At 66.3% G+C, this 23515-nt stretch carries 19 protein-coding genes; 5 read left to right on the forward strand and 14 right to left on the reverse strand.

Annotated elements, in window-relative coordinates:
* The 14 genes from NYO99_RS06620 to NYO99_RS06685 form a co-directional block, all read right to left on the reverse strand.
* Positions 1-1920 (reverse strand): XrtA/PEP-CTERM system amidotransferase, encoded by a 1920-nt coding sequence (locus NYO99_RS06620; protein WP_268166303.1) that lies wholly within the window; start codon positions 1918-1920, stop codon positions 1-3.
* Positions 1921-2048: 128 nt separating this feature from the next.
* The gene (locus NYO99_RS06625; RefSeq protein WP_268166304.1) at positions 2049-3185 is read right to left on the reverse strand and encodes a TIGR03088 family PEP-CTERM/XrtA system glycosyltransferase; all 1137 of its coding nucleotides are present in this window, start codon (positions 3183-3185) and stop codon (positions 2049-2051) included.
* Complete coding sequence (locus NYO99_RS06630; RefSeq protein ID WP_268166305.1) at positions 3182-4225, reverse strand: acyltransferase family protein; 1044 nt, start codon at positions 4223-4225, stop codon at positions 3182-3184. Before NYO99_RS06630 ends, NYO99_RS06625 begins: the two co-directional genes overlap by 4 nt.
* 83 nt (positions 4226-4308) lie before the next feature.
* Complete coding sequence (locus NYO99_RS06635; RefSeq protein WP_268166308.1) at positions 4309-5589, reverse strand: nucleotide sugar dehydrogenase; 1281 nt, start codon at positions 5587-5589, stop codon at positions 4309-4311.
* Positions 5590-5636: 47 nt separating this feature from the next.
* Positions 5637-7211, reverse strand: a complete 1575-nt coding sequence (xrtA, locus tag NYO99_RS06640) for an exosortase A (RefSeq protein ID WP_268166309.1) — start codon at positions 7209-7211, stop codon at positions 5637-5639.
* A complete protein-coding gene (locus NYO99_RS06645) occupies positions 7205-8395 on the reverse strand; it encodes a TIGR03087 family PEP-CTERM/XrtA system glycosyltransferase (protein WP_268166311.1) in 1191 nt (396 codons plus the stop codon). The genes xrtA and NYO99_RS06645 overlap by 7 nt, the downstream gene beginning before the upstream one ends.
* Positions 8396-8483: 88 nt before the next feature.
* Entirely contained in the window at positions 8484-9533 is a 1050-nt protein-coding gene (locus tag NYO99_RS06650; RefSeq protein ID WP_268166312.1) for a FemAB family XrtA/PEP-CTERM system-associated protein, read from the reverse strand.
* Positions 9534-10421, reverse strand: a complete 888-nt coding sequence (locus NYO99_RS06655; protein WP_268166313.1) for an XrtA system polysaccharide deacetylase — start codon at positions 10419-10421, stop codon at positions 9534-9536.
* A 17-nt stretch (positions 10422-10438) separates the two neighbouring features.
* The gene (locus NYO99_RS06660) at positions 10439-11536 is read right to left on the reverse strand and encodes an XrtA/PEP-CTERM system-associated ATPase (RefSeq protein WP_268166314.1); all 1098 of its coding nucleotides are present in this window, start codon (positions 11534-11536) and stop codon (positions 10439-10441) included.
* Positions 11537-11622: 86 nt separating this feature from the next.
* Positions 11623-13083 (reverse strand): TIGR03016 family PEP-CTERM system-associated outer membrane protein, encoded by a 1461-nt coding sequence (locus NYO99_RS06665; protein WP_268166315.1) that lies wholly within the window; start codon positions 13081-13083, stop codon positions 11623-11625.
* A gap of 76 nt (positions 13084-13159) precedes the next feature.
* The gene (locus NYO99_RS06670; RefSeq protein WP_268166316.1) at positions 13160-14155 is read right to left on the reverse strand and encodes an XrtA-associated tyrosine autokinase; all 996 of its coding nucleotides are present in this window, start codon (positions 14153-14155) and stop codon (positions 13160-13162) included.
* Position 14156: 1 nt separating this feature from the next.
* Positions 14157-15749 carry an XrtA system polysaccharide chain length determinant gene (locus NYO99_RS06675; RefSeq protein ID WP_268166317.1) on the reverse strand — a complete coding sequence of 531 codons (1593 nt, stop codon included), beginning with the start codon at positions 15747-15749 and terminating at the stop codon, positions 14157-14159.
* A 74-nt stretch (positions 15750-15823) separates the two neighbouring features.
* On the reverse strand, positions 15824-16408 hold the full coding sequence (locus tag NYO99_RS06680; protein ID WP_268166477.1) for an XrtA/PEP-CTERM system exopolysaccharide export protein: 585 nt from the start codon (positions 16406-16408) through the stop codon (positions 15824-15826).
* A gap of 271 nt (positions 16409-16679) precedes the next feature.
* The gene (locus tag NYO99_RS06685; protein ID WP_268166318.1) at positions 16680-17561 is read right to left on the reverse strand and encodes a ThiF family adenylyltransferase; all 882 of its coding nucleotides are present in this window, start codon (positions 17559-17561) and stop codon (positions 16680-16682) included.
* Positions 17562-17675: 114 nt separating this feature from the next.
* Here NYO99_RS06685 and NYO99_RS06690 point away from each other — a divergent pair, with 114 nt between their 5' ends.
* The 5 genes from NYO99_RS06690 to NYO99_RS06710 all read left to right on the forward strand — a co-directional run bounded on the left by NYO99_RS06690 (position 17676) and on the right by NYO99_RS06710 (position 23268).
* A complete protein-coding gene (locus NYO99_RS06690; protein WP_268166320.1) occupies positions 17676-18755 on the forward strand; it encodes a nitroreductase family protein in 1080 nt (359 codons plus the stop codon).
* The gene (locus tag NYO99_RS06695; protein ID WP_268166321.1) at positions 18755-20005 is read left to right on the forward strand and encodes a glycosyltransferase; all 1251 of its coding nucleotides are present in this window, start codon (positions 18755-18757) and stop codon (positions 20003-20005) included. The genes NYO99_RS06690 and NYO99_RS06695 overlap by 1 nt, the downstream gene beginning before the upstream one ends.
* A 72-nt stretch (positions 20006-20077) precedes the next feature.
* Positions 20078-20698: a guanylate kinase gene (gmk, locus tag NYO99_RS06700; RefSeq protein WP_268166322.1), complete on the forward strand. Its 621-nt coding sequence runs from the start codon at positions 20078-20080 to the stop codon at positions 20696-20698.
* Between the two features lie 25 nt (positions 20699-20723).
* Positions 20724-20927 carry a DNA-directed RNA polymerase subunit omega gene (rpoZ, locus tag NYO99_RS06705; RefSeq protein ID WP_268166323.1) on the forward strand — a complete coding sequence of 68 codons (204 nt, stop codon included), beginning with the start codon at positions 20724-20726 and terminating at the stop codon, positions 20925-20927.
* A 76-nt stretch (positions 20928-21003) separates the two neighbouring features.
* Complete coding sequence (locus NYO99_RS06710; RefSeq protein WP_268166324.1) at positions 21004-23268, forward strand: RelA/SpoT family protein; 2265 nt, start codon at positions 21004-21006, stop codon at positions 23266-23268.
* The last annotated feature ends 247 nt before the right edge of the window (positions 23269-23515 follow it).

Below are 23515 nucleotides of genomic sequence, written 5' to 3' on the forward strand. Positions count from 1 at the left end.
TCAGGCGGCAGCGCGCGACGGCGCCACACCCAGCCCCGCGTTGCGCAGGAAGGCGTCGAACATCAGCAGCACCCACAGCGGTTGGGCATGGTCCATGGCGCCGCTCTCGTGCTGGTCCAACAGGCGGCCGATGGTGGCGGGGTTGAACCAGCCGGTTTGCGCCAGCGCGCCCCGTTGCAGGGCCTGGCGGGTCTGCTGACGCAGCGGGCCGCGCAGCCAGCGCGCCAGCGGCACGGCAAAGCCCATCTTGGGCCGGTACAGCACATCGTGCGGGAGCATGGGCTCCAGCGCCTTCTTGAAGATGTACTTGCCTTCCTGGCCGCGCAACTTGAGCGACGAGGGCAGCGTGGCGGTCCACTCCACCAACTGGTGGTCCATCAGCGGCTCGCGCACCTCCAGGCTGTGGGCCATGCTGGCGCGGTCAACCTTGGTATTGATGTCGCCGGGCAGATAGGTGTGGATGTCCAGGTACTGGATCAGCGCCAGCGGGTCGTCGGTCTCGGCACGGCGCGCGTGGTGGTGGAACACCTCGCTGGCATGCCAGCCCTGCAGGTCGCGCTTGAAGGCGTCGCTGAAGAGGGCCTGCCTCAGCGGGTCGCGCACCAGGCCCATGGTGTTGAAGTAGGCGTCCACCGAGTTGCGGGCGATCGCCTGGAACGTGGTCTTGGCGCGGAACACGCGCGGCGCCCAGTCGGCCTTGGGGTACAGGCGTGCCAGCGGACCGAACACCCCCTTGCGCAGTGCGAGCGGGAAGGCGCTGCGCATGCGCTCTTCCATCATGTGCATCTTGTAGCGGCGGTAGCCGCCCAGGCTCTCGTCGCCGCCGTCGCCGGACAGCGCCACGGTCACATGCTTACGGGCCAGCTCGCAGACGCGGTAGGTGGGGATGGCGGACGAGTCGGCATAGGGCTCGTCGTACAGGTGGGCGAGCAGGTCCACGAGACCGAAGTCGTCGCTGCTGACCGTCTCGACACGGTGGTTGGTGCGGTAGCGGTCCGCCACCATCTGCGCGAACTCGGTCTCGTTGAACTTGGGGTCGTCGAAGCCGATGGAACAGGTGTTGACGGGCTGGCCATCCAGCTGCGCCATCGCTGCGACCACGGCGCTGGAATCGACACCGCCCGACAGGAAGGCGCCCAGCGGCACCTCGGCCTTCAGCCGCAGCTTGACGGACTCGGTCAGGCGGCGGCGCAGCTCCTCCGCAGCCTCCTCCTCGCCGATCTTCGCGTCCAGCGTGAACTTGACGTCCCAGTAGCGCTGCGGTTCGCCCAGCGGCTGGCCACGCTTGACGAGCAGCCGATGGCCGGGTGCGAGCTTCTGTGCATGGCGGTAGATGGTCCACGGGTCGGGCACGTAGCCCAGCGCGAAATAGGCCTCGACGGCACGCGGGTCGATTTCCTGGCGCAGGCCGCCGTGGGCCATCAGGCTCTTGAGCTCCGAGCCGAACAGCAGCCAGCCGTCCTCGGTCATCGCGTAATGCAGCGGCTTCACGCCCAGCCGGTCGCGCGCCATGAACAGGCAGTCGCGACGGCGGTCATGGATCATGAAGGCGAACATGCCGCGCAGGTGGTGCACGCAGTCCTCGCCCCAGTGCTCCCACGCGCGCACGATGGCCTCGGAGTCACTCTTGGTGCGGAACGCATAGCCGTGGCCGCGCAGCTCGTCCATCAGCTCCAGGTAGTTGTAGACCTCGCCGTTGAAGACCAGGGCGACCGACTTGTCGTCGTTGAAGATGGGCTGCTGGCCGGTCGCGATGTCGATGACCGACAGGCGCCGGTGGCCGAAGCCCACGCCAGGTTCGATGTGCAGGTCACCCTCATCCGGCCCGCGATGGTGCTGGGACTCGTTCATCCGATGCAGCCGCTCGCGCTCGGGAAGGCGCTGGCCGCGGGTGTCGAAGAGTCCGGTGATGCCGCACATGCGTTGGAACCTGGTTCAACCTGTTGATGGGATGTTCGCGCAAGGACTGCACGGCGAAGGTCGGATTCTTACCGAGCTTGGTGACGCCACCGGCCGCTGGCGCTGCCAGGCGTGATGTGGCGCACGCCCTATCCCCCTGTACGGGGGAGGTGGTGCGAGTAGAGCGCACCGTAGGCCTCCACCATGCGGTTCAGGCTGAACTCCTCGCGCACGCGCACCAGCGCCGAAGCGGCAAGACGCTGCCGCAACGAGGAATCACCGACAAGCCTCGCGAGCGAGACGGCAAGAGCACCGGCATCCTGCGGTGGCACCAGCAGGCCATTCACGCCCTGCTCCACAAGCTCAGGATTACCGCCGACGTCGGTCGCGACCGGTGCACAACCACAGGCCATGGCCTCCAGCAGCGTGTTGCTGATGCCTTCGGCTTGCGAAGGCAGCGCGAAGATATCGACCTGCGGCAGCAGGTCCGCGACATCACTGCGGTCGCCTGGCAACCAAGCCTGCGCTGCGGCTCCGGCCTGCATCAGACGCTCGCGGGCAGTCGCCAACAACGGCCCGCCCCCCAGCATCACCAGCCGCAACCGCGGCCACTCGGCGGGGCACAGCTCCCGCAAACGCAAAAAGGCATCGATGAGGTTCAACGGATCCTTCACCGCCTGCATACGCCCCACGGCGCCGATGACCAGATGCTCACCGCGCCGATAGGGCCAGGCCTCGGGCACCGCATGGGCAGGCGCGAAGCGCTGCGTGTCGACGCCGTTGCAAATGCGCGTCACGCGCTCGGGCGCAAAACCCACCGGCCCAGTGAGGTAGGTCTCGATCGCACGTGACAGCGCCACGAAGCGGTGCGTGCCAACGCCATAGACACGCCGCAGACGTTGATTGGTGACGCTGATGCCGCCCAGATCGTTCGTGTCCCAGCCGTGCTCGCTGTGCACACGCAGCGGCACGCGGGCCGCCCATGCGGGCCACTGGAACTCCATCGCGCCCAAATTGCGCGTGTGCACGACGGCCGGGCGCAGTTCACGCAGCAGCTTGTAGACGCGCGGGTAAAGCCACAAGCCCTGACCGGGCGGCTTGTGCAGCGCGATGAACTGCGTATCCGGCGCCTTCACGCGCTCCTTGAACGCGGTGATGTCGGTCACAGCCACCACCGCATGCCGGAAGGCCGGCAGGTGGTTGATGACGTTGACCACCCCGTTCTCCAAACCGCCGGTGTCGAAGCGGTGCAGCAAATGCACAACAAGAGGACGCTCGCTACTCATGCGCCCCCTCGAAGCCCGCCAGAGGCACGCGCAGCCAATGACAGCGGTCGCTCGATGCCCAAGTACAACGCCAGACACAGCGGCAACGTCGCCAGCCACGCTGGCAGCAGCAACAGCACGGCCGCCCATTCACCGCCCACGGGCAGCACGGGCTTCAAGCCGATGAAGAACAGCTGCAGCGCCAATCCGTGCAACAGGTAATACGAATAGCTGATATTGCCCATCCAACGCAAGGGCGCCCACGACAGGCCACGGCCTAACCAGCCATCGGGCTGACGAAATGCCGCCAGGCACAAGCCCAGGAACGCTGCATAGACTAGGCCCACGCGCAGCGCTTGCAAGGCCGGGCCGGGCATCGCCAGCAGAGGAACTGCCAGGCCGAGCAGCCCGGTCAGCAATCCCGCCAGCGAGCCCCAGCCCATGCCATGCCCGCCGCGCACCAACTCAAACAACAACATGCCGGCCAGGAACATGCTCATGCGCACCGGGCCACCCCATGCTGCAAAGCTCAACAGCGCAAGCACCGTGCAGAGCAGCACGAAGCCGATGCGCCATGCACCGCTGCGCGCGCGCAGGCTCGCCACCGTGACAACCAGTGGCACCAGCAGATAGAAGAAGAACTCGTAACTCAGCGACCACGCGACGGTGATCAGCGGGTCGATGGGAAACACCCCTGGGAGCAGCAGGAGGTTCTGCAGCACATACAGCGCCGCCGCCGCCGGATCGGCTGGAAAACGCTCGACACGGCCTGAGGCCAGGGCGAGGAGCAGGTACACCGCGAACACCACCAGAAACGCGGGATAGATGCGCCGCACCCGGCGCGCCAGGTAGTCCATGAACGGTCGGGGCGCGCCGAGCAGGCTGCCGTAGATCAGGTAGCCGCTCAACACGAAGAACAAGTCCACGCCGACGTTGCCTATCGCGTGGACCTGTTCCAGCAACCACTCACTGTGGCCGCCATCCGGCACCCAGGGCGACACCAGCGTGGCGTAATGAACCAGGAACACGAGCAGCACCGCGACGCCACGCAGGCCTTCCATGGGGCGCAAGTTCGTAGCCCCCACGACGCGCCCCAACTCCAGGCGCGCAACCAGCCAGGCGCGGAGCGAGGGTGCAGGCGTGCTCACAGCCTCCAGATGCGGAAACCCGCGCCAGCGAGCGCTTTGGCATCAAAGGCCGCCTTCACATCGATGAAGGCTCCGCCCTTGACCAGCTTCTTGCCGATGTCCTCCATCGACAACGCGGCGTACTCGCGGTGCGACACCGCCGCCACGATGGCGTCCGCACGCGGCAGGTCGTCGAAGGGCATCAGCCGCACGCCGTACTCGTGCATGGCTTCCTCGGCCTCAGCTTGCGCATCGGTCACGAAGATCTCCACGCCGTAGGTCTTGAGCTCGTTGATGATGTCGATGACCTTGGAGTTGCGCAGGTCGCCGCAGTTCTCCTTGAAGGTCAGGCCCAGCACGTTGACGCGCGCGCCCTTGATGTAGCTGCCGCTGGCGATCATCTGCTTGATGGTCTGCTCGGCGATGAACTTGCCCATGCCGTCGTTGATGCGCCGGCCGGCCAGGATGACTTGCGGGTGGTAGCCCAGCATGTCGGCCTTGTGCGTCAGGTAGTAGGGGTCCACGCCGATGCAGTGGCCGCCAACGAGGCCCGGCTTGAACTTCAGGAAGTTCCACTTCGTGCCGGCGGCTTCCAGCACCTCGGAAGTGTCGATGCCCAACTTGTCGAAGATGATGGCCAGCTCGTTCATCAGCGCGATGTTGAGGTCGCGCTGGGTGTTCTCGATGACCTTGGCCGCCTCGGCAGCCTTGATGCTGGACGCGCGGTGCACGCCGGGAACGATGATCTTCTCGTAGACCTTGGCGACCTTGTCCAGCGTCTCGGGCGTGTCGCCGGAGACGATCTTCAGGATCTTGGTCAGCGTGTGCTCCTTGTCGCCCGGGTTGATGCGCTCGGGGCTGTAGCCGACGAAGAAGTCCTGCTTCCACTTCAGGCCCGACTCGCGCTCCAGCACCGGGATGCAGACCTCTTCCGTGGCGCCGGGGTACACCGTGCTCTCGTACACGACGATGGCGCCCTTCTTCATGTGCCGGCCGACGCTCGTGGAGGAGCCGATCAGCGGGCGGAAGTCGGGGATATGCGCCTCATCGACCGGCGTGGGCACGGCCACGATGATGACGTCGGCCTCGGCCAGCATCTTGGGGTCGTCCGTGTAGATCGCATGCGTGGCAGCCTGCACTTCCTCATCGCTCAGCTCGCGGCTGGGGTCGGTGCCGCGCTGGCAGGCCTCGACCTTGTTCTTGGCAATATCGAAGCCGATGGTGCGCATCTGCTTGCCGAACTCCACCACCAGGGGCAGGCCCACGTAACCCAGGCCGATGACTGCGAGCGTATTCATGGTCGTTTGCTTCTCGTTGCTGTCGTTGTTGGAATGGCGGCGCATTGTCAGGGTTGGCGAAGCATGCCCCGGTCGCGGACCCCACTCAAAGCGGTGTGGAATGTGCGCCAGTGCGCGGACAAGAAGGCCCGCAAACGCGCATCGTCTGGGCCGGCACCGTCCTTGTCGGCATACACCAGCACCACAGCGGCGTCATCGCCCCGTCCTTGCAGCTTGCACCAGGCGCCGTAAAGCTTGGCCCGCCAATCGCTGGTAAAGGCGTGTCCATTGATCCAGTAAACCTGCCAGACACGCAGCCTGGGCGCCAAGCTGCCCCCGCCGCTCACTTGACTGAGCGCCTCGCCACGCAGTTCAGCAACACGCCAGTCCGTTGCGCCCGCATCGGCGTCCAGGCTTGCCCGCGCTGAACCTGTGCGCGACCAGTTGCCGCTCGCCTCTCCATCGACCAAGCCGTTGACTGAAGTCACGAGTTGGCGCCCCGGCCGCTGATCGCGGTAGTAGCCGATGTAGACGCCAATCGCATCGCCCCCCCGATCCGGCTCATAGCGCCCGTGTAGCGTGGCAGCCGCGTTCGCAAACGCCGGGCGCCAGCTGGAGTGGGGTTCGGCGCGCCATGCCCAGCCCTGCAACTGCGGCGCCACCAGTTCGGGCTCGCCATGGGCGCTGCGCTCGTTGGCATGCATGCGCAACACCGATGGCAGGGCCAGCAGCAGCGAGGCCGCGGCGATCGCAACCGACCAGCGCGACAACGGCACGCCATGTGCGCCCGGTGCGCCGGATGGCACCGCTTCAGGGGCGGCATCGGGCTCAGCCCAGCGCGAGCCGATCATGAACATCGCCAGCATGATGACGCCAAAAAACACCCAGCCGTAGATGAGGTGGTCCACGCCCACTGCCAGCGTGTTGCCGGACAGGTGGCCGAGCATGACGATCATGTAGGCCCGCAGCCAGTTGGCCACCAGCGGCGTGACGATGGCGACGCCGACGAACAGCCAGCGCCGCGTGTGCGAGCGGTAGTTCAGGTAGGCAAACAGGGTGCCCACCATCACCGACGCCATCAGGTAGCGGATGCCGCTGCAGGCCTGCACAACGGACCATGAGCCCGAGGGAATGACAAAGTCCAAGCCTTCGCGGAACACGGGGATGCCGCTGGCTCGCACGGCCAGCACAGTGAAGTCAGCCGTGCGGTCCATCAGCCACGGCGTCAGGAAGTCGCCGAAAGGCACGGCAAAGAACAGGAAACCCAGCGGAAACGCCATGCGACGCGCCACCTCGGTGCCAAGCATGGCCGGTACCAGCAGCACAAACATGCCCATCACGGCAAACTGCGTGGGCGCATTGGCCGCTGCCAGCTCCCCCACCAGCCAGAGCAGGCCCAGCGGCAGCAGCCCCCACAGCCACGTTGGCGCGGGCGCAGGCTGGAGCGCTGCCAGCTCAGCGCGCAGCCGCCACACCAGCCAGGCCGAAATTGGCGGCACGACCCAGGCATGAGCAAAGGTCTCGGAGCGATCCCAGATCGACACCATGGCGCCGATGGTGCCGTGGTAGATCAGCGCCAACAGCGCCCAGGCCAGCACCAGCACGAGCAGCGGCAATCGCCAGGGTTTGGGCATGTTCAGCATGACGTTTCCAGGTGCCGGTCCAGGCCAGCCAGATGGGCGTCCCAGCTGTAGGCGCCGACGACGAAATCTCGCGCACGGCGGCCGGCCGCATCGGCAGCGGCCGGGTCACCCAGCCAGAGCGACAACTGGTCGACGTACGCCTGCACATCGTCTGCAGCCTGCAAGCCCGGCTGGGCCGTCTCAGTGATCGCACGCACACAGCTGCCGGCGGCCACGACCGGCCGGGCCATGGCCATGGCTTCCAGCACCTTGTTCTGCAGGCCCCGTGCCAGCCGCAACGGCGCCACGACGGCGGCAGCGTGTTGTAGGTAGGGACGCACGTCGGGCACGGTGCCCGTCACGTTGACGGCCGGCCCGGCCAGCGCCTGAACAGCGGGTGTCGGGCTGCGCCCGACGATGTGAAAGCGCAGTGCCGGAAAGCGCTCGCGCAGCGCCGGCAACATGTCGCGCACCAACCACGTCACGGCGTCGACGTTGGGCCAGTAGTCCATCGCGCCGGTGAACACCAGCGGCAGCTCACCGGTCGTGAACGGGCTGGCGCGTGCGGCATCGGGGGCAAAGAAATCGGCGTCCACCCCATTGCCCAGCGCGGCGAGCCTCATGGGCTGGCCCGGCCCAAGGTCACGGAACAGCGCGACCTCGTTCTCGGTGACGAAGAAGCTGCACTGCGCCGCTCGGGCCGTGCGCTGCTCAAAGGCCAGCAGCTGGCTCGATTCGCGCCGGTACAGCCACGACATCGGCCATGCGTGCTCCGGCGCGTAATCACGCCATTTGGCGGAATCGACATCCACAAAGTCCACCAGCATGCGCAGCCCCGCCGGCACGTACTGCGCCATGACGCCGCTGAACACCACCACGGCGTCGAACCCCACCCGGGCCGCCGTCTCGGCCACCCAGGCCTGCAGGCCGGCATCACGGTAGTAAGGCAGGCTCAGGGGTTCGCCCGTCAGCAGGCCGCGCAGGCTCAGCAGCTTGGCGGTGCGCGGGTTCAGGCGCGCGACATGCAGACCTGCACACAGGGCCTGCACGCGGGGCAGGTGCTGCTCGTCGTCGGGGTCGTCGATGAAGGTGCCGAGGTGCACCTCGTGCCGCGCCGCCAGATGCTTGAGCAAATGGTAGGAGCGCACCTTGTCGCCCTTGTTGGGCGGGTAAGGCAGACGGTGGACGAGGTAGAGGATCTTCATGTCAGCGCTGCCCGGCCGCACGGAGGCACTGACGCGCCGACGCATCGCGGCGCGAACGAAGTGAGCGTGGGGTCGTGCGCATCGGCCCTCAGCCCAGGTTCTTGACGATGAACGGCCCCAACCAGTTGGCCACGCCCACCGGCAGGCGGCGCCACGCCTTGATCATCAGCTGGTACTTGGGGTTGTTCGGATTGTTCTGGGGGATCGCGTCGCGCTTGAACAGTCGGTACTCGTAGCTCAGCGGCTGCGGTTCAAAACCCCAGTTCTTCTTGAACGCGTAGGGCCCCGTGCCCTGCTTGCTGCGCCCGTAGTCGAAGACCTTGAGGCCCCGCGCACAGGCGCGCCGCATCAGCTCCCAGTACTTGAAGTCATTGGCCGCGAGGTCGCGCGCGGCCTCGTCGTCGCCAGCGTAGTAAGGCAGCACCTCATCGCGGAAGTAGAAGCTCAGCACGCTGGACAGCGGCCGTCCATCAGCCGCCGTGACCGTCAACACCTCGGCGTCCGCACCGAACTCGTCCAGCAGCGCCTGGAAGTAGCGCTTCGGCATGGCCGGCGTGCCGTGGCGCAGCACGTTGTCGGCGTAGAGGTCGAAGAACCGGTCGACATTGGGGTCGATCGCGGCCTTGAGTTCGTTCTTGATGCCCTTGCGCACCATGGCCCGCTGCTTGCGCGGAATGGCCAGCATGTTGGCCTCCTCGTCCGGCAGGATTTCCTTGCGGAAGGTGACGTACAAGTCCTGGCGCGGCCAGTCCGCATGGCGCGTGGCGCCGAGGTAGCGGTACTCCAGATGCTCCGCACCCAGCTCACCCGCGATGCGCTCGGCCTCGGCTTCCAGTGCAGCCGCGGCTTCATCGTTCAGTGCGGCCACACCGCCGTAGACGGCGAACGGCAGGCTGGCGACCGAGTGGCCAAACAGCCGGCTCTTGATCTGCGCGAGCGGCAGCACGCCCTCGATGACGCCGTCACGTTCGGCATACAGGAAGAAGCACGCGTGGCCGAAGCTGCGCTCGATGACGCGCAGCCAGCCGCTGCGGTGGAAGAACGTGGCTTGCGGATGGGCCAGCACGAACGCGTCCCAGCGCGCGGACGCAACCCGGTCTTGCGCGGTCAGCCGCGCAATGCGGAGGGAGGCACTCATTCAGGCGGCGCTCAGCGAGGGCGCCGTGGCGCGCGGGCTGGCCTCGCGGCCCAGGAAGATCTCGTCCATGCGCCCCCAGCGGAAGTCGCCCAGCAACCGCGCGATGCGGCCTTGGGTCCGCGCCAGGTTGACATAGTGGCGGAAGCGCGCCTTGGCATCGATGCCCGGCACACGCGGCTGCTCGGGGTCGATCTCCCAGGGATGGAAGTAGAAGACCGCCGATTGGCCATCGACCTCGTTGACCCGGCGGATCATCCAGCGCGACAGCGCGTAAGGCAGCAGGCGGAAGTAGCCGCCACCGCTGCTGGGCAGGTTCTTGGCGCCGACGCGCAGCGTCGTCACCGGGATCTCCAGCAGGCCCTCGCGCACCGGGTAGGCAAAGCGCGGCGAGTCAGGCATGCCGTAGTGATCGTGGGCAATGGGGTAGACGCTGCTGGAATAGCGGTAGCCAGCGTCACGCAGCACGTCGAAGGCCCAGAGGTTGTCCTTGCCGATCGAGAAGCTCGGTGCGCGGTAGCCAACAACGGGCACGCCGCCCAGGTCTTCCAGCAGTTTCTTGGCGCTGGCGATGTCCTCGAGGAAAGCCGCCGGGCTCAGGTCGCTGGCGCGTTCGTGGCCATAGCCATGGCTGGCCAGCTCATGGCCGCCGGCAACGATGGCCTTGACCACCTGCGGGTAGCGCTCGGCGATCCAGCCCAGCGTAAAGAAGGTCGCCTTGACGTCCTTCTCGGCCAACAGCGCGAGGATGGCGGCGATGTTGCGCTCGACGCGGCATTCCAGCCCGTTCCAGTCCTCGCGGCGGATGTAGGGCGCGAACGCAGAGACCTGGAAGTAGTCTTCCACATCGATGCTCATCGCATTGCGCAGCGGCGGGACGGGGGTGGGCATCAACATGATCTACAGCCTCAATGTTGCTTCACGGCATCCACCAGCTTCTGCAGCAGCGCCAGCGTCTGCAGGTTGATGCGCTCCAGGCGCATCATGCTGCGCTCCAGGCGCTGCAAGCGGTCGGTGTGGTGGTCGGCGCTCAACGCGGCAATCTCGCTGGACAGGCCGTCGACCTCGGCCACGCTCAGCTTGAGCTTGGCCACGTCCAACGCTCCCGGCGCGCTGTCCAGCGCCGCCGGACGGCTGTCGGGCAGTTTGGCGGGCGCACTGTCGAGCGCGCCGACGTCGCTGTGACGCGGCGCCTCACTTTCCTGGGCGATGTCGCGCAGCACTTCTTTCACATCGGCCAGCGTCAGGTGTGTGCGGCCCTGCATGAAACCCAGCAGCAGCAGACGGTCGCACAGCCGGTTGATGCGGCGCGGGATGCCGTTGCTGGCCTTGTAGATGGCCGGGAAGGCGTCGTGATCGAAGGTGGGCTTGCCGGTGGAGCCCGCGCACTTCAGGCGGTGCTCCATGTAGCGCTGCGTTTCATCCTCGTCCAGCGGGCCGATGTGGCAGGTGGCCGCCACGCGCTGACGGAACTGCTCCATCTCGGGCTTCTGCAGGATGCCGCGGAACTCGGGCTGGCCGACCAGGAAGGTCTGCAGCAGGGACTGGTTGCTGAACTGGAAGTTGGACAGCATGCGCAGTTCCTCTACCGCGCGGGCACTGAGGTTTTGCGCCTCGTCAACGATCAGCAGGCACCGCTTGCCCTGCGTGACCTGGTTGACGAAGAAGGCCTCCAGCGTCATCAACAGCTCGGACTTGGGCGCATCCTTGACGCGCACACCAAAGGCGGCGCCCACCATGCGCAGCGTGTCCTCGGCGTCGAGCTGGGTCGTCACGACATTGCCAATGACGACATTGCTGCGGTTCAGGCTATCCAGCAGGCCGCGCAGCAGCGTCGTCTTGCCCGCACCGATCTCGCCGGTGATGACGATGAAGCCGTCATTGCGCAGCACGCCGTAGTCCAGATACGCCTTGGCACGACGGTGCTGCTTGCTGCCGAAGTAGAAGTTCGGGTCAGGGCTGAGCTGGAACGGCTTGCTGCTCAGGCCATAAAAGGCTTCGTACATGTCAGTGGCTCCCGGCCGTGCGGCGGCGCCGATGCGCCGCACCGGGCGCGTGCTTGGAAAGCAGGCGTGCGGGCGGTCGTTTCATTTCAGAACTGCTGCGTCAAAGTGAGCAGCATGGCATTTTCGGTGTAGCTTGTGACACCTTCGAAGCGGCTGTGCCTCGCGCCCAGCTGTGCAGACAACTGGCCGCCCAGACGGGCCGTCCAGTTGACGAAATAGCTGGTCAGCTGCGTGGACTGGCGGCTGGTGTCGCCCGCCGACTCCTGGCGCGTGGCGATCAGCGTCAGGCCGGAGGTGGCGCTGAGCTGGTAGCTCCCCGAAAGCGACATCGACCGCTGCTCGATCTGCGAGCTGTCGGCCAGGCTGCCCTGGTTCACATTGCTGCCCAACCTGCCGGACACCGAACGGCTGAGCTGGCCCGTGAGGCTCGCACGCACCCCCTGCAGCGTGACAGCCAGCTGCTGACTACGCAGCCGACTCGGGCCAGACGACAGGAAACCGCCAGCGACTACCGCGTCAGCCGACAAGCCTTGCGATTGGAGATAAGCCCGCACAAGGGTGTCGCGCTTGACCGAGTCGGGCTCCTGCGATGCGAACAACAGGAAGAACTGGTCGTAGTTGCTCCGCGCACCGCCGGCCGAGCCCGTGTTGCCAACCACCGTGCTCTGCTGGTCCGAGTAGCGCAACACCGATCGCGCCAGCCGGTGCTCCAGGCTGATGCCATGGCTGTTGCCGTAGGCGTGACGCTGCCAGTCCAAGCCAAGGCGTGTGCGAGCAGACGGCGACCAACTCGCGGTGGCACCGGCCGTCGTGCCGCTCTGCTGCGCGTTGCCGAGGTAGTTGCTGCGTTCCTGACCGGCGTTGGCGGAGAACACCCAGTCGGGGTCGGGCCGGTAGTTCGCGCCCAGGCGCAGGCTGCTGGTACGGGCATGGGCGGTCGAAGTCGCACTCCCCGCCGAAGTGGTCTCGCGGGTGTTGAGCTGCAGCCACCAGGCGAACGCACGCGCCCCCAACTGGTCCACCTGCAGCGACGCGCCGCGGCCGCGGCTATCGCCCAGCTCGCTGCCGCGCGCATCGCTGCCCGTGAACTCGCCGCGCAATGCATAACTGGCCAGGCCGCCAAGCCGGCCCTGCAGCACAGGCGAGACCGAATAGCTCAGCGTCTCGCGCTGGTTGCTGTTGGCGAGGCTGTTGATGCCACCTTGGCCGCCCTGTGCATCCAGGCTCGGCACACTCTGCAACCCGAACGCAGAGATGTTTTGTTGGCCGATGCTGGCCTGCATGTCCACGAACAAGGCATCCGGAACCAGCGCCGCACGCCCACTGGCGGACAGCGCGTTCTGCACCCGCGACGGCTGATCCGTCTTGGTGTACAGGATGCCGTTCATCGCGTAATCCAGACTGCCCTGCAGTGCCCCGGTACGGCTGGAGATGCTGACGCCAGGTGACACCGTCGTGATCAGGGCAGCGTCCTTGTCTCGCGCCGTCAGTTGCAGGTTGTCCGTCAGCGTCTGCGTCGCGCTCAGGCGCGGAGACACGGAGAACATGCCGCCACGACCACCCGTGCCCTGCGCCTGGGCCAACGCCACCCCGGCCAGCAGTGCGAATGCGAGACAACGCGGCTCAGCTCTGCGCCGAGTCATTGCTGCCATAGCCGTAGCCGTAGCCATACCCGTAGCCATACCCATAGCCGTAGCCATAGCCGCCCGCAGCATTGGGGCTGGCCTGGTTGAGCAGCATCATCTTGACGGGGCAATTCTCGATCGCTGCAAGCGCCTGCTGCACCGCACTTTGCGGTGTCTTCTCGGCGTGCACGACGATGACGATCTGACCCATGTGCGAGGCCAGCACGCGCGACTCTGTCGTCAACAGCAGCGGCGGCGAATCAAAGATGATGATGCGATCCGGATAGCGCTTGGCCATCTTCTCCAGCAACTGGCTCATGGACTCGCTGGCCAGCAGTTCGGTGGCACGCGGATGCGGCGTGCCGCTGGGCAGGATGGTCAGCTTTTCGACGTTGGTGCGCAGCAGCACCTCCGACATGTCGACCCGTTCTTCCAACACGTCCAGCAGGCCAGGGCCTTGCGGCAAGCCCAGCATGCGCAGCACCGACGGCCGCGCCACATCGGCGTCCACCAGCATGACCGTGTTGTCCAACTCTGCCGCGATGCTCAATGCCAGGTTGATGGAGGTGAAGCTCTTGCCCTCACCGGCCAGTGCGCTGGTCACCATCAGGAGGTTGGCGTGGTTGATCGTCGCCGCCCCCTTGCCCATCGCGTTCTTGATGAGCGGGCGCTTGATGACGCGGTATTGATCGCCTGTCTGCGATCGTGGTGTGTGTGGCATCAAGAACCCTTGCGCCGCCAGCGCCACCACGTCCAGTTCAACCCGCTTGGACGAGGTGTGAGGCCCCTCGTCCACGAGCGTGATGCCCACCGGAGGAGGCTCGGGCGCGACCGAGACGGGCTGCGCAGCGGACGTCGCCACAGGAGCCGGCGCTGCAGCTAGCGGCATAGCCGCGTCTGGCGACGGGGTGGCCTGCTCGTCACCCGGCAGCACGACGCCAGCCTGGCGAAGCTGCTCCAGCCGCTGGGCGGCCTGTTCTATCAAGCTCGTCATGTCAAACCACCTGCCGGCTCAACTTCACCGCCAAGACCGTCAAGGCGACCGCAAACATCACCAACAATCCGCCAGCACCCGCCGAGAAGCGGATCAGATCCACCCGCTGGCGAGCCCTGTCGGCATCCGTCACCAGGCGCGTCACCACGCCCAGGATGGGCAACTCGACCCGCGCCCGCAGGTCGTTGGCATCATGGAATACGGGCCGCAACTGGCTGGCCGCAAACGTCGTGAAGACGCCGACACCCAACGAAGCTGCCATCACACCGGCGAGCAAAAGCAGCCGATTCGGCGCCACTGGCTTTGGGTTGGCCCGAGGCGGGTCAATGACACGGAAGTCAGCGACACCGGAGGCGACGTCCAGTTCACTCGAAATGGATGCCTGCTCACGCCGCTGCACCAAGTCCTCGTAGTTTTTCTTGTGAATCGCGTAATCGCGATTCAGCTGCGCAGCCTCCGCCTCCATTTGAGGTGCCGTCTTCATGGCCGCCATGGCTTGGGCGTAGCGGGCCGAGTACTCGTCCACGCGGGCGCGCAGCGAGGCGACCTGCACCTCCGTGGTCGCGAGGATGCGCACCAACTCCTGAACAGCTGGGTTACCACCGGACTGCCCAACGGCCGCAGGAGGGAGGCTCATCGCAGCCTTACGCAACTCGGCAATCTCGCGCTTACGCTGTTCCTCAAGATCCTTGATGAGCTTGCGTGTGGAGATGATGTCAGGGTGCTGATCCGTGAAGCGCTGCAGCAGCCCGTCGAGATTGCGGCGGTACTCGGCCAAGCGCGCATCAAGCTCCGGCGTGCTGACGTTGGCGGTCGATTCCTGCAACAGACTCTGCGCCGTGCTCTGCGCGCCGCTGTTCCCGGACTTCTCAGCAGCCAGCTGCGCTTTGGCTGCATCACGCGCGTTCACCGCCTCCCGGTACTCCAGACGAGCCCGTTCCAACTGCCCACCAACCTCTGCAATCTGCGCTGCAGAATCCTTGCCATCCGCTGAAATCGACAGATTCTTGAGCCGAAACTCCTTCAAGCGCGTTTCAGCCTCCTCAAGCTTGGCCTCGTAGACCTTGATCTGCTCATTGATGAACGTCGATGCCGTCGAACTGTCTTTCCGGGTAGCACCCAAGCTGGACTCAACGAAGATAGACACCAACGACTGAACGACGCGCTTGGCAGTTTCCGGATCACTGTCGCGGTAACCCAAGATGTACAGGTTGTCACCGCGACCACTGCCCTGGATAGACAGGTTGCTGGTGACCGCCTCGATGGTGGCCTCTTGCTGAGCCTTGGACTGACTCTTCAAGTCCAGGTCTGCCATGCGAACCAGCTTCTCGACATTGGGTCGACTGATCAAGGTGCGGCTGAGCAGGGACACCTGCTGGTCGACATTGGGCTGCACAGCCAGGCCTGCCATCAGCGGCTTGAGCGTGGACTGCGTATCGACGTGGATACGCGCACTCGCCTCGTACCGATCCGGCAGCACGAACACGACCACCGCCCCTACCACCCCGGCCACCCAAGCCACCACCAGGCCAACCCAGCGGTACTTCCACATCCGCCGGACGATGATCAGCAGCTGAGCAATCAGCAATTCCATCTGCAACAGTCTCAGTTAAGGCTTGCGCGGGATTGAGGTGCCGGCCGCATGCCAAACACCCCGTGGCCCATGACTCAGAACAGGCTCTGCGGAATGATGAGGATGTCGCCCGGCCGCATTTCGACATTGGCCGACACATCGCCACGCTTGATCAGATCCTTCAGTCGCACCGAGTACTGCTTATTGCCCTCGGCCGTACGCAGGATCGTGGCGCTGTTGCCCGAGGCGAAATCCGTCAGTCCGCCGACGGCGATCATCACGTCCAGCAGCGTCATCTTCTGCTTGAAGGGCAGAAATTGCGGGCGTGCCGCCTCACCAACGACGCGGATCTGCTCGCTGTACGGGCCAACAAAGCCCGTCACGATCACGGTCACCACCGGATCCCGAACGTACTTGCTGAGTTGCTTCTCAACATCGCGCGCCACCTGCACGGAGGTCTTGCCCTGCACAACGATCTCATCGACCAGCGGCGCCGCAATCTTGCCGTCCGGACGCACCGGCACCGACATGGACAGCTCCGGGTTGCGCCAGACCTGGATGCTCAGGTTGTCGCCAGCGCCGATGATGTAGCTGTAGTCATCATTGGCCACCGTGGCCGGCGCCGCAGGATGGTTGGTACTCGCACAACCCGCCAACAGCGCCATCGCCAAGCCGACCATGGCCACGCCCAGCCCGGATCGCACGCGCTTACTGGCGGTCGGCATCATTTGCGCATCATGGCGAGCTTCAGCGTGGTAGGAGTCCAAGGCAATTCCTCTTTGGGTCTGTTCGTCGAAAGAGCGCAAGCAGCAATGCAACACCCGCCAGCGCGGGAGTCAGCGCGCCGCATGATGCCATAGGGATGGCGGCGCTCAGCCCTCCGAAACAGGGGCATGCGCACGAAGCGACGTGCAATTTCACACCGATGACCACCCGAGCAGGTGGCGCTGATCAACCGACCTTCGCGCGCCCTTCGAGCAGCGGGCGGATGAGCATCAACATCAACTGCTGCATGGGATTGGCGTTGCCGAACGGACGCCAGGTGAACTTGATGCGCTGGTGATAGGCATCAAATTGCATGGCCCAAGGCGCGGCGCGCAGGCGCCCTCGTCCGAGCAGCACTTTGAGCGCCGCCACACCCATGACGCCAGCACACAAATCGCAGGACATCATCGTCGACGGCCCGCGGCGCTCCTGGAAATTCACGGCGCCGGGCTCAACCAAATAGTTGCGCTGAAGCATGGCCGGAGACAGCCCGGCGATGAAGCGCGCATATTGCTCGTTTTCGCTGCGGCCTTCCACGCGGAAGTACTGCTCGAAACTCATGCCGCCCGGCTTGAAATACATCAACGCCACGCCCATGCCCAGTGGCGCTGCCGTCAGCGCGGGAATGCCACGCTCATGACAGGCCCTGAACAGCATGCGGCGCGCGGGGAGCGCAAAGAAATCGATGCCGTCAACATACAGGTCAACGTCTCGCAGGAACTCATCGAGATTGGCCTCCGTGACGCCCTCCGAAAATACCTGGACATCCATCTCGGGATTGATGTCGCGCGCCATATTGGCCAGCACCCTGGCCTTGGGCTGATTCACCGTCGACATGAAGGCGCCCACCTGACGGTTCATATTGTGGACACCGAATTCGTCGAAGTCGGCAATATTGAACCTGCTCACCCCCAGGCGACTCAAGGTCAGCAGGTGCGCGCCGCCCACCCCCCCCAGTCCGGCGATGGCAATGCGGGCCGAACGAAGTTTTTCCTGCTCGGCCGGGGTCACCCAGCCGATGTTCCTGGAAAATGCGGTGGCGTAATCAAATGTCGCAGCTTGGTTCATGTTCCCCCTTTGAGGCGGGCGCAGCCAAAATCCGGCCCGAGCCGCCGTACGGGCCGACCCGCCATGGTGTTGCAGCCACGCGGCAATCTTCAACTCCAGAAAAGGTCGTCAACCATGGTTTCCCAGGCCACGCTTCTGCAGATTCTTGATTTTGCACGATGGGCTCCCAGCGGCGACAACACCCAACCCTGGCGCTTTCAGGTCACCGGGCCGGCCAGCGTCGCCATCCATGGTTTTGACACGCGCGAGCATTGCGTCTACGACCTGGACGGCCACCCCAGCCAGATCGCCATGGGTGCAATGCTGGAGACGGCAGCCATCGCCGCCAGCCACCACGGGCTGCAGATGCAGGCCAGGCGCCGCGAAGGCTCGCCGGATGCGCGCCCCGTCTTCGACCTGCAGTTCACGCCTGATGCCGCTCTCGCGCCAGACCCACTGCTGCACAGCATCAAGACCCGCAGCGTCCAGCGCCGGCCGCTGAAAACCCAGCCACTGACCGCGCCGCAGAAGCAGTCGCTCGCCGCAGCCGTCGGGCCGGGCTACACCGTGACCTGGCAGGAAAGCACCGGCCAGCGCCTGCGCATGGCCAAGATGCTGTTTCACTCGGCCAAGATTCGGCTTGTCACGCCAGAGGCCTACCGCGTCCACAAGGACATCATCCAGTGGCAGTCGCAGTTCAGTGACGACCGCGTGCCGGATCAGGCGCTGGGCACCGACCCGATGACAACGCGGCTGATGCGCTTCGTCATGCAGAGCTGGTCGCGCGTGGAAATGTTCAACCGCTTCTTTGCCGGCACCTGGGCGCCGCGCATCCAGCTGGACTTCGTGCCCGGCGTCGCCTGCGCGGCCCATTTCCTGCTGCTGGCCGAGCGCCCCGCCCGTACGCTGGACGACTACGTGGCCGCCGGCCGCGCCATGCAGCGCTTCTGGCTGACCGCCACACACCTGGGGCTGCAACTGCAGCCGGAGGTCACACCGCTGGTGTTCACCCGCTATGCCCGCAACGGCATTGACTTCTCGCGCACGCCCGGCGCACACGACATGGCGCGCCGGCTGGAGCAGCGCTTCGTTGACCTCGTCGGCGAACATGCCGTGGCGCATGCCGTGTTCATGGGGCGCGTGGGTCATGGCAATGTCCCCCGCTCCCGCTCGCTGCGCCGACCGCTGGACAGCCTGATGATCCAGGAGGCGTGATGACATCGACAGCCCGCCCCCTGCGTATCGCGCTGTTCTGCGAGGCCGTCACGCTGGCCCATGTGGCCCGGCCCCTGGCGCTGGCGCGTGCGATCGCGCCGGCCGGGCACCAGCTGATGCTGGCCTGCGACCCGCGCTACGCCACGTTCACGGCCGAAGGCCCGTGGCAGCACGAATCCCTGCACAGCATCCCCAGCGCCCAGTTCAACGATGCGCTCGCCCGTGGCACGCCGGTCTACGACGAGGCCACGCTGCAGCGCTACGTCGATGAGGACCTGCGCCTGCTGCGCGCCTTCCAGCCCGACCTGGTGGTGGGCGACTTCCGGTTGTCGCTGTCGGTCAGCGCGCGCCTGGCCGGCGTGCCCTACATGGCCATCGCCAACGCCTACTGGACCCCGCAGTACGCCGGCGGCTACGCGCTGCCCGTCATCCCGCTGAGCCGTGCGCTGCCGCTGCCGCTGGCCTCGGCGCTGTTCCACACCTTCCGGCCGCTGGCCTTCATCCCGCACTGCCAGCCGATGAACCGGCTGCGCGCAAGGCATGGCCTGGCCTCACTGGGCAACAACCTGAGGCGCGTCTATACCGACGCCGACCACCTGCTCATCCCCGACCTCGCCGAACTGTTCCCGCTGAGCGGCCCGGCGGACACGCACACCTACGTCGGCCCGCTGATGTGGGCGCCGTCGCTGCCGGCACCCGATTGGTGGGATGAGGCCGTCCAGGCGCCGTTGGGCAGCGTGTACGTCACCCTGGGCAGCTCCGGCCATGTCGGCCTGCTGCCCATGATCCTGGAGGCGCTGCAGGACCTGCCGGTGCGCGTCATCGCATCGACCGCCGGTACGCCGGCGCCGGCCCGCGTGCCGGCCAACGCCAGGCTGGCCGCCTACCTGCCAGGTGACGAGGCCGCCCGGCGCTCGCGGCTGATGATCAGCAACGGCGGGAGCCTGGGCACGCAGCAGGCGCTGGCGGCCGGCATCCCGACACTGGCCCTGGCCAGCAACATGGACCAGTTCCTCAACATGGCCCCGCTGGAAGCAGCCGGCGCGGGCCTCACGCTGCGCGCTGACCGGCTGAGCGTGGCGCGCATCCGCGACGCTGCCGAGCAACTGCTGCGCTCGACGGCCGCGCCCGCCGCAGCCAGCCGGCTGCAGCCGCAGCTGCTGACCGCTGCCGCCGGCGTGGCCCAGGCATTCGACGCTGCCGCCCGGCGGCTTGTGCAGAGCCGGCGCGACAGTCCTGCGCGGAGTTGACGCCCGGCGCGCGCACGCAAGCGCTGGCATGCGGGCAGGCGACAATCCGCCCTTCACCGCAACGACACGCACATGGAATACCCCGGCAATCTCTTCGTCGTCGCAGCGCCCAGCGGCGCGGGCAAGTCCAGCCTCGTCAAGGCCCTGCTGGAGCTGGACTCGCGCCTGGCCGTCTCCGTCTCCCACACCTCGCGCGCGCCGCGCGGCCAGGAGCAGCATGGCCGCGAGTATTGGTTCATCTCGCCGGACGAGTTCCGCGCCATGGCCGCCCGCGGCGAGTTCTTCGAGTGGGCCGAGGTGCACGACAACCTCTACGGCACCTCGCGCGCCGGCATCGAGGCGCGGCTGCAGCACGGCGAGGACGTCGTGCTGGAGATCGACTTCCAGGGTGCGCTGCAGATCAAGCAGCTGTTCCCCTACGCTGTGCTGATCTTCATCCTGCCGCCCAGCTGGGACGAACTGCGCCTGCGCCTGAACCGCCGCGGCGACACGGCGCCGGAGGTCATCGCCAAGCGCATGAACACCGCGCGCACCGAGGTGGCACAGGCCCAGCACTTCGATTTCGTCGTCGTGAACGCGGTGTTCGACACCGCTGTTTTCGACCTCAAGACCATCGTGCACGCACAGCGGCTAAAATACGCAGCTCAGCGGCGCAACCGCTCTGCCGTCTTTCAGGCGCTCGATCTGCCCTGATCGCGCTCAACCCCCTAGGAACACCATGGCCCGCATCACCGTCGAAGACTGCCTGACCAAGATCCCCAACCGCTTCCAGCTGGTGCTGGCCGCGACCTACCGCGCCCGCATGCTGAGCCAGGGCCACAGCCCGCGCATCGAGAGCAAGAACAAGCCCGGCGTCACCGCGCTGCGCGAAATCGCCGCCGGTGAGGTGGGCGTGGAAATGCTGCGCAAGGTGCCGGTCTGATCCAGCCGCTGCACTGAGCATGAAACGGGCGTCCTCGGACGCCCGTTGCCTTTCTGGCATCGGATAAATTCGGGCGATGGCCCAACGCTCCCTCACTGCCTGGTTCACCCTGCCCGGGCTGCGCGACAAGGCGCCGCCGACACCGGCGGAAGCCGCCTCCTTCGATGCCCTCCTGCCCAAGCTGGGCTACCTCAGCAAGGCCGAGGTCAAGCGCGTGCGCGAGGCCTACAAGTTCGCCGATGAGGCCCACCTGGGCCAGAAGCGCGCCACCGGCGAGCCCTACATCACCCACCCCATCGCGGTGGCCGGCATCTGCGCCGAATGGCGGCTAGACGCCCAGGCGCTGATGGCGGCGCTGATGCACGATGTCGTCGAGGACTGCGGCATCTCCAAGGCCGAACTGATCGAGAAGTTCGACGCCACCACGGCCGACCTCGTCGACGGCCTCACCAAGCTGGACAAGCTGCAGTTCTCCACCAAAGAGGAGTCCCAGGCCGAGTCCTTCCGCAAGATGCTGCTGGCGATGGCGCGCGACCTGCGCGTCATCCTCGTCAAGCTCGCCGACCGGCTGCACAACATGCGCACCATGGGCGCAATGGCGCCGCACAAGGCTCGCCGCATCGCGCGCGAGACCTTCGACATCTACGCGCCCATCGCCCACCGCCTGGGCCTGAACCAGACCTTCCGCGAGCTGGAAGACCTGTCCTTTCGCTACTTCCACCCCTGGCGCTACACCGCGCTCAGCAAGGCCGTGGCCAAGGCGCGCGGCAACCGACGCGACCTGGTGTCGCGCATCGAGGGCGAGATCCGCACGGCCTTCACCAAGGCCGGTCTGCGCGTGCAGGTGCAGGGGCGGGAGAAGACGGTCTACTCCATCTACAAGAAGATGCGCGAGAAAGGCCTGATGAGCTTCGCGCAGGTCAGCGACATCTTTGGCTTTCGCATCCTGACCGAGGAACCGCTGCAGTGCTACACCGCCCTTGGCGTGCTGCACCAGCTCTACAAGCCACAGGCGGGCCGTTTCAAGGACTACATCGCCAACCAGAAGGACAACGGCTACCAGTCGCTGCACACCACGCTGATGGGCCCGCTGGCCACGCCGCTGGAGTTCCAGCTGCGCACCGAGGGCATGCACCAGATCGCCGAACAGGGCGTGGCGGCGCACTGGATCTACAAGAGCCGGGGCGGCAAGCAGGCCTCGGCGCTGATCGCGCAGCAGGCCAACGCGCGCTGGCTGCAGAGCCTCATCGACATCCAGGACGAGACGCGCGATGCCAACGAGTTTCTGGAGCACGTCAAGATCGACCTCTTCCCCGACTCCATCTACGTCTTCACGCCCAAGTCCAAGATCATGGCGCTGCCCAAGGGCGCCACGCCGGTGGACTTTGCCTACGCCATCCACTCCGACGTCGGCGATCACTGCGTGGCGGCTCAGGTCAACGGCGAGGCCGTGCCGCTGCGGGCGGCGCTGCGCAGCGGCGACATCGTCGAGATCATCACGGCCCCCGGCGCCAGCCCCAACCCGGCCTGGTTGAGCTTCGTGCGCACGGGCCGCGCGCGCTCCAAGATCCGCCACTACCTGAAGGATCTGGAGCAGGAAGAGTCCCGCGAGCTGGGCGAGAAGATGCTGGCCCAGGCCATGCGCACCGAGGGCCTGGGCCTGCCCAGCCTGGAGCTGGACGCGCCCGAGGCGCCGCTGTGGCATGCGCTGGCCGACTGGGCCGGCAGCGCCAGCACCGAGCAGCTGCTGGTGGACATCGGCGCCGGCCGCAAGATCGCCGCCATCATCGCCAAGAAGCTGGCGCGCCTGATGGCCGAGCAGGGCCAGCGCCCTGATGCGCTGGCGCTGACGCTGGGCCGGTTCACCGAAGCGCCCGTGGACGACCGCGCCAGCGTCACCATCGACGGCAGCGAAGGCGCCTCGGTGCAGCTGGCCACCTGCTGCCGCCCCATCCCCGGCGACGAGGTGCGGGGCTACCTGGGCCGGGGCGAGGGTCTCGTCGTGCACACCTGCGAATGCGCCGTCGGCAAGCGGCTGTTCCAGCGCGACAGCGAGCACTGGATCCGTGTCGAGTGGGCCGAGGAGCTGACCCGCGGCTTCGAGGTGGGCGTGTCGCTGCTGCTGACCAACGGCAAGGGCGTGCTCGCCCAGGTGGCCCAGGCCGTGGCCCAGGCCGAAGCGGACATCACCCACATCGCCATGGGCGAGGAGGCGCCGGCGCTGGAGGAGGTGGAAATGAACCTGCTCATCGCCGTGCGCGACCGCCTGCACCTGGCCGATGTGCTGCGCGTGTTGCGCCGCACGCCCGCCGTGCAAAGGGTGTCCCGCACCAAGGCCTGACACCGTTGTCGGTGTTGCCCGTTTGCACCGCCGCCGCTCACCGCCGTGAGTGTTTCTCGACGCGTCCACGGGTTAACCATTGTTTCTGGCCCCGGTATTCCCGGACGAGATAGGAAATCCGGGAAATCGTATTTCTCGCCATGTAACCCCATGTTTATGGTCTGCGCCGACGCCTGATGCGGGGACCTGAACAGCTCTCCACGCCAGGCCGCAAAGCCTGACAACAAGCATGGCCGGACCGGGACCG

The organism is Roseateles hydrophilus (assembly GCF_026712245.1).
In the GTDB taxonomy this organism is placed as follows: Bacteria; Pseudomonadota; Gammaproteobacteria; order Burkholderiales; family Burkholderiaceae_C; genus Pelomonas; species Pelomonas hydrophilus.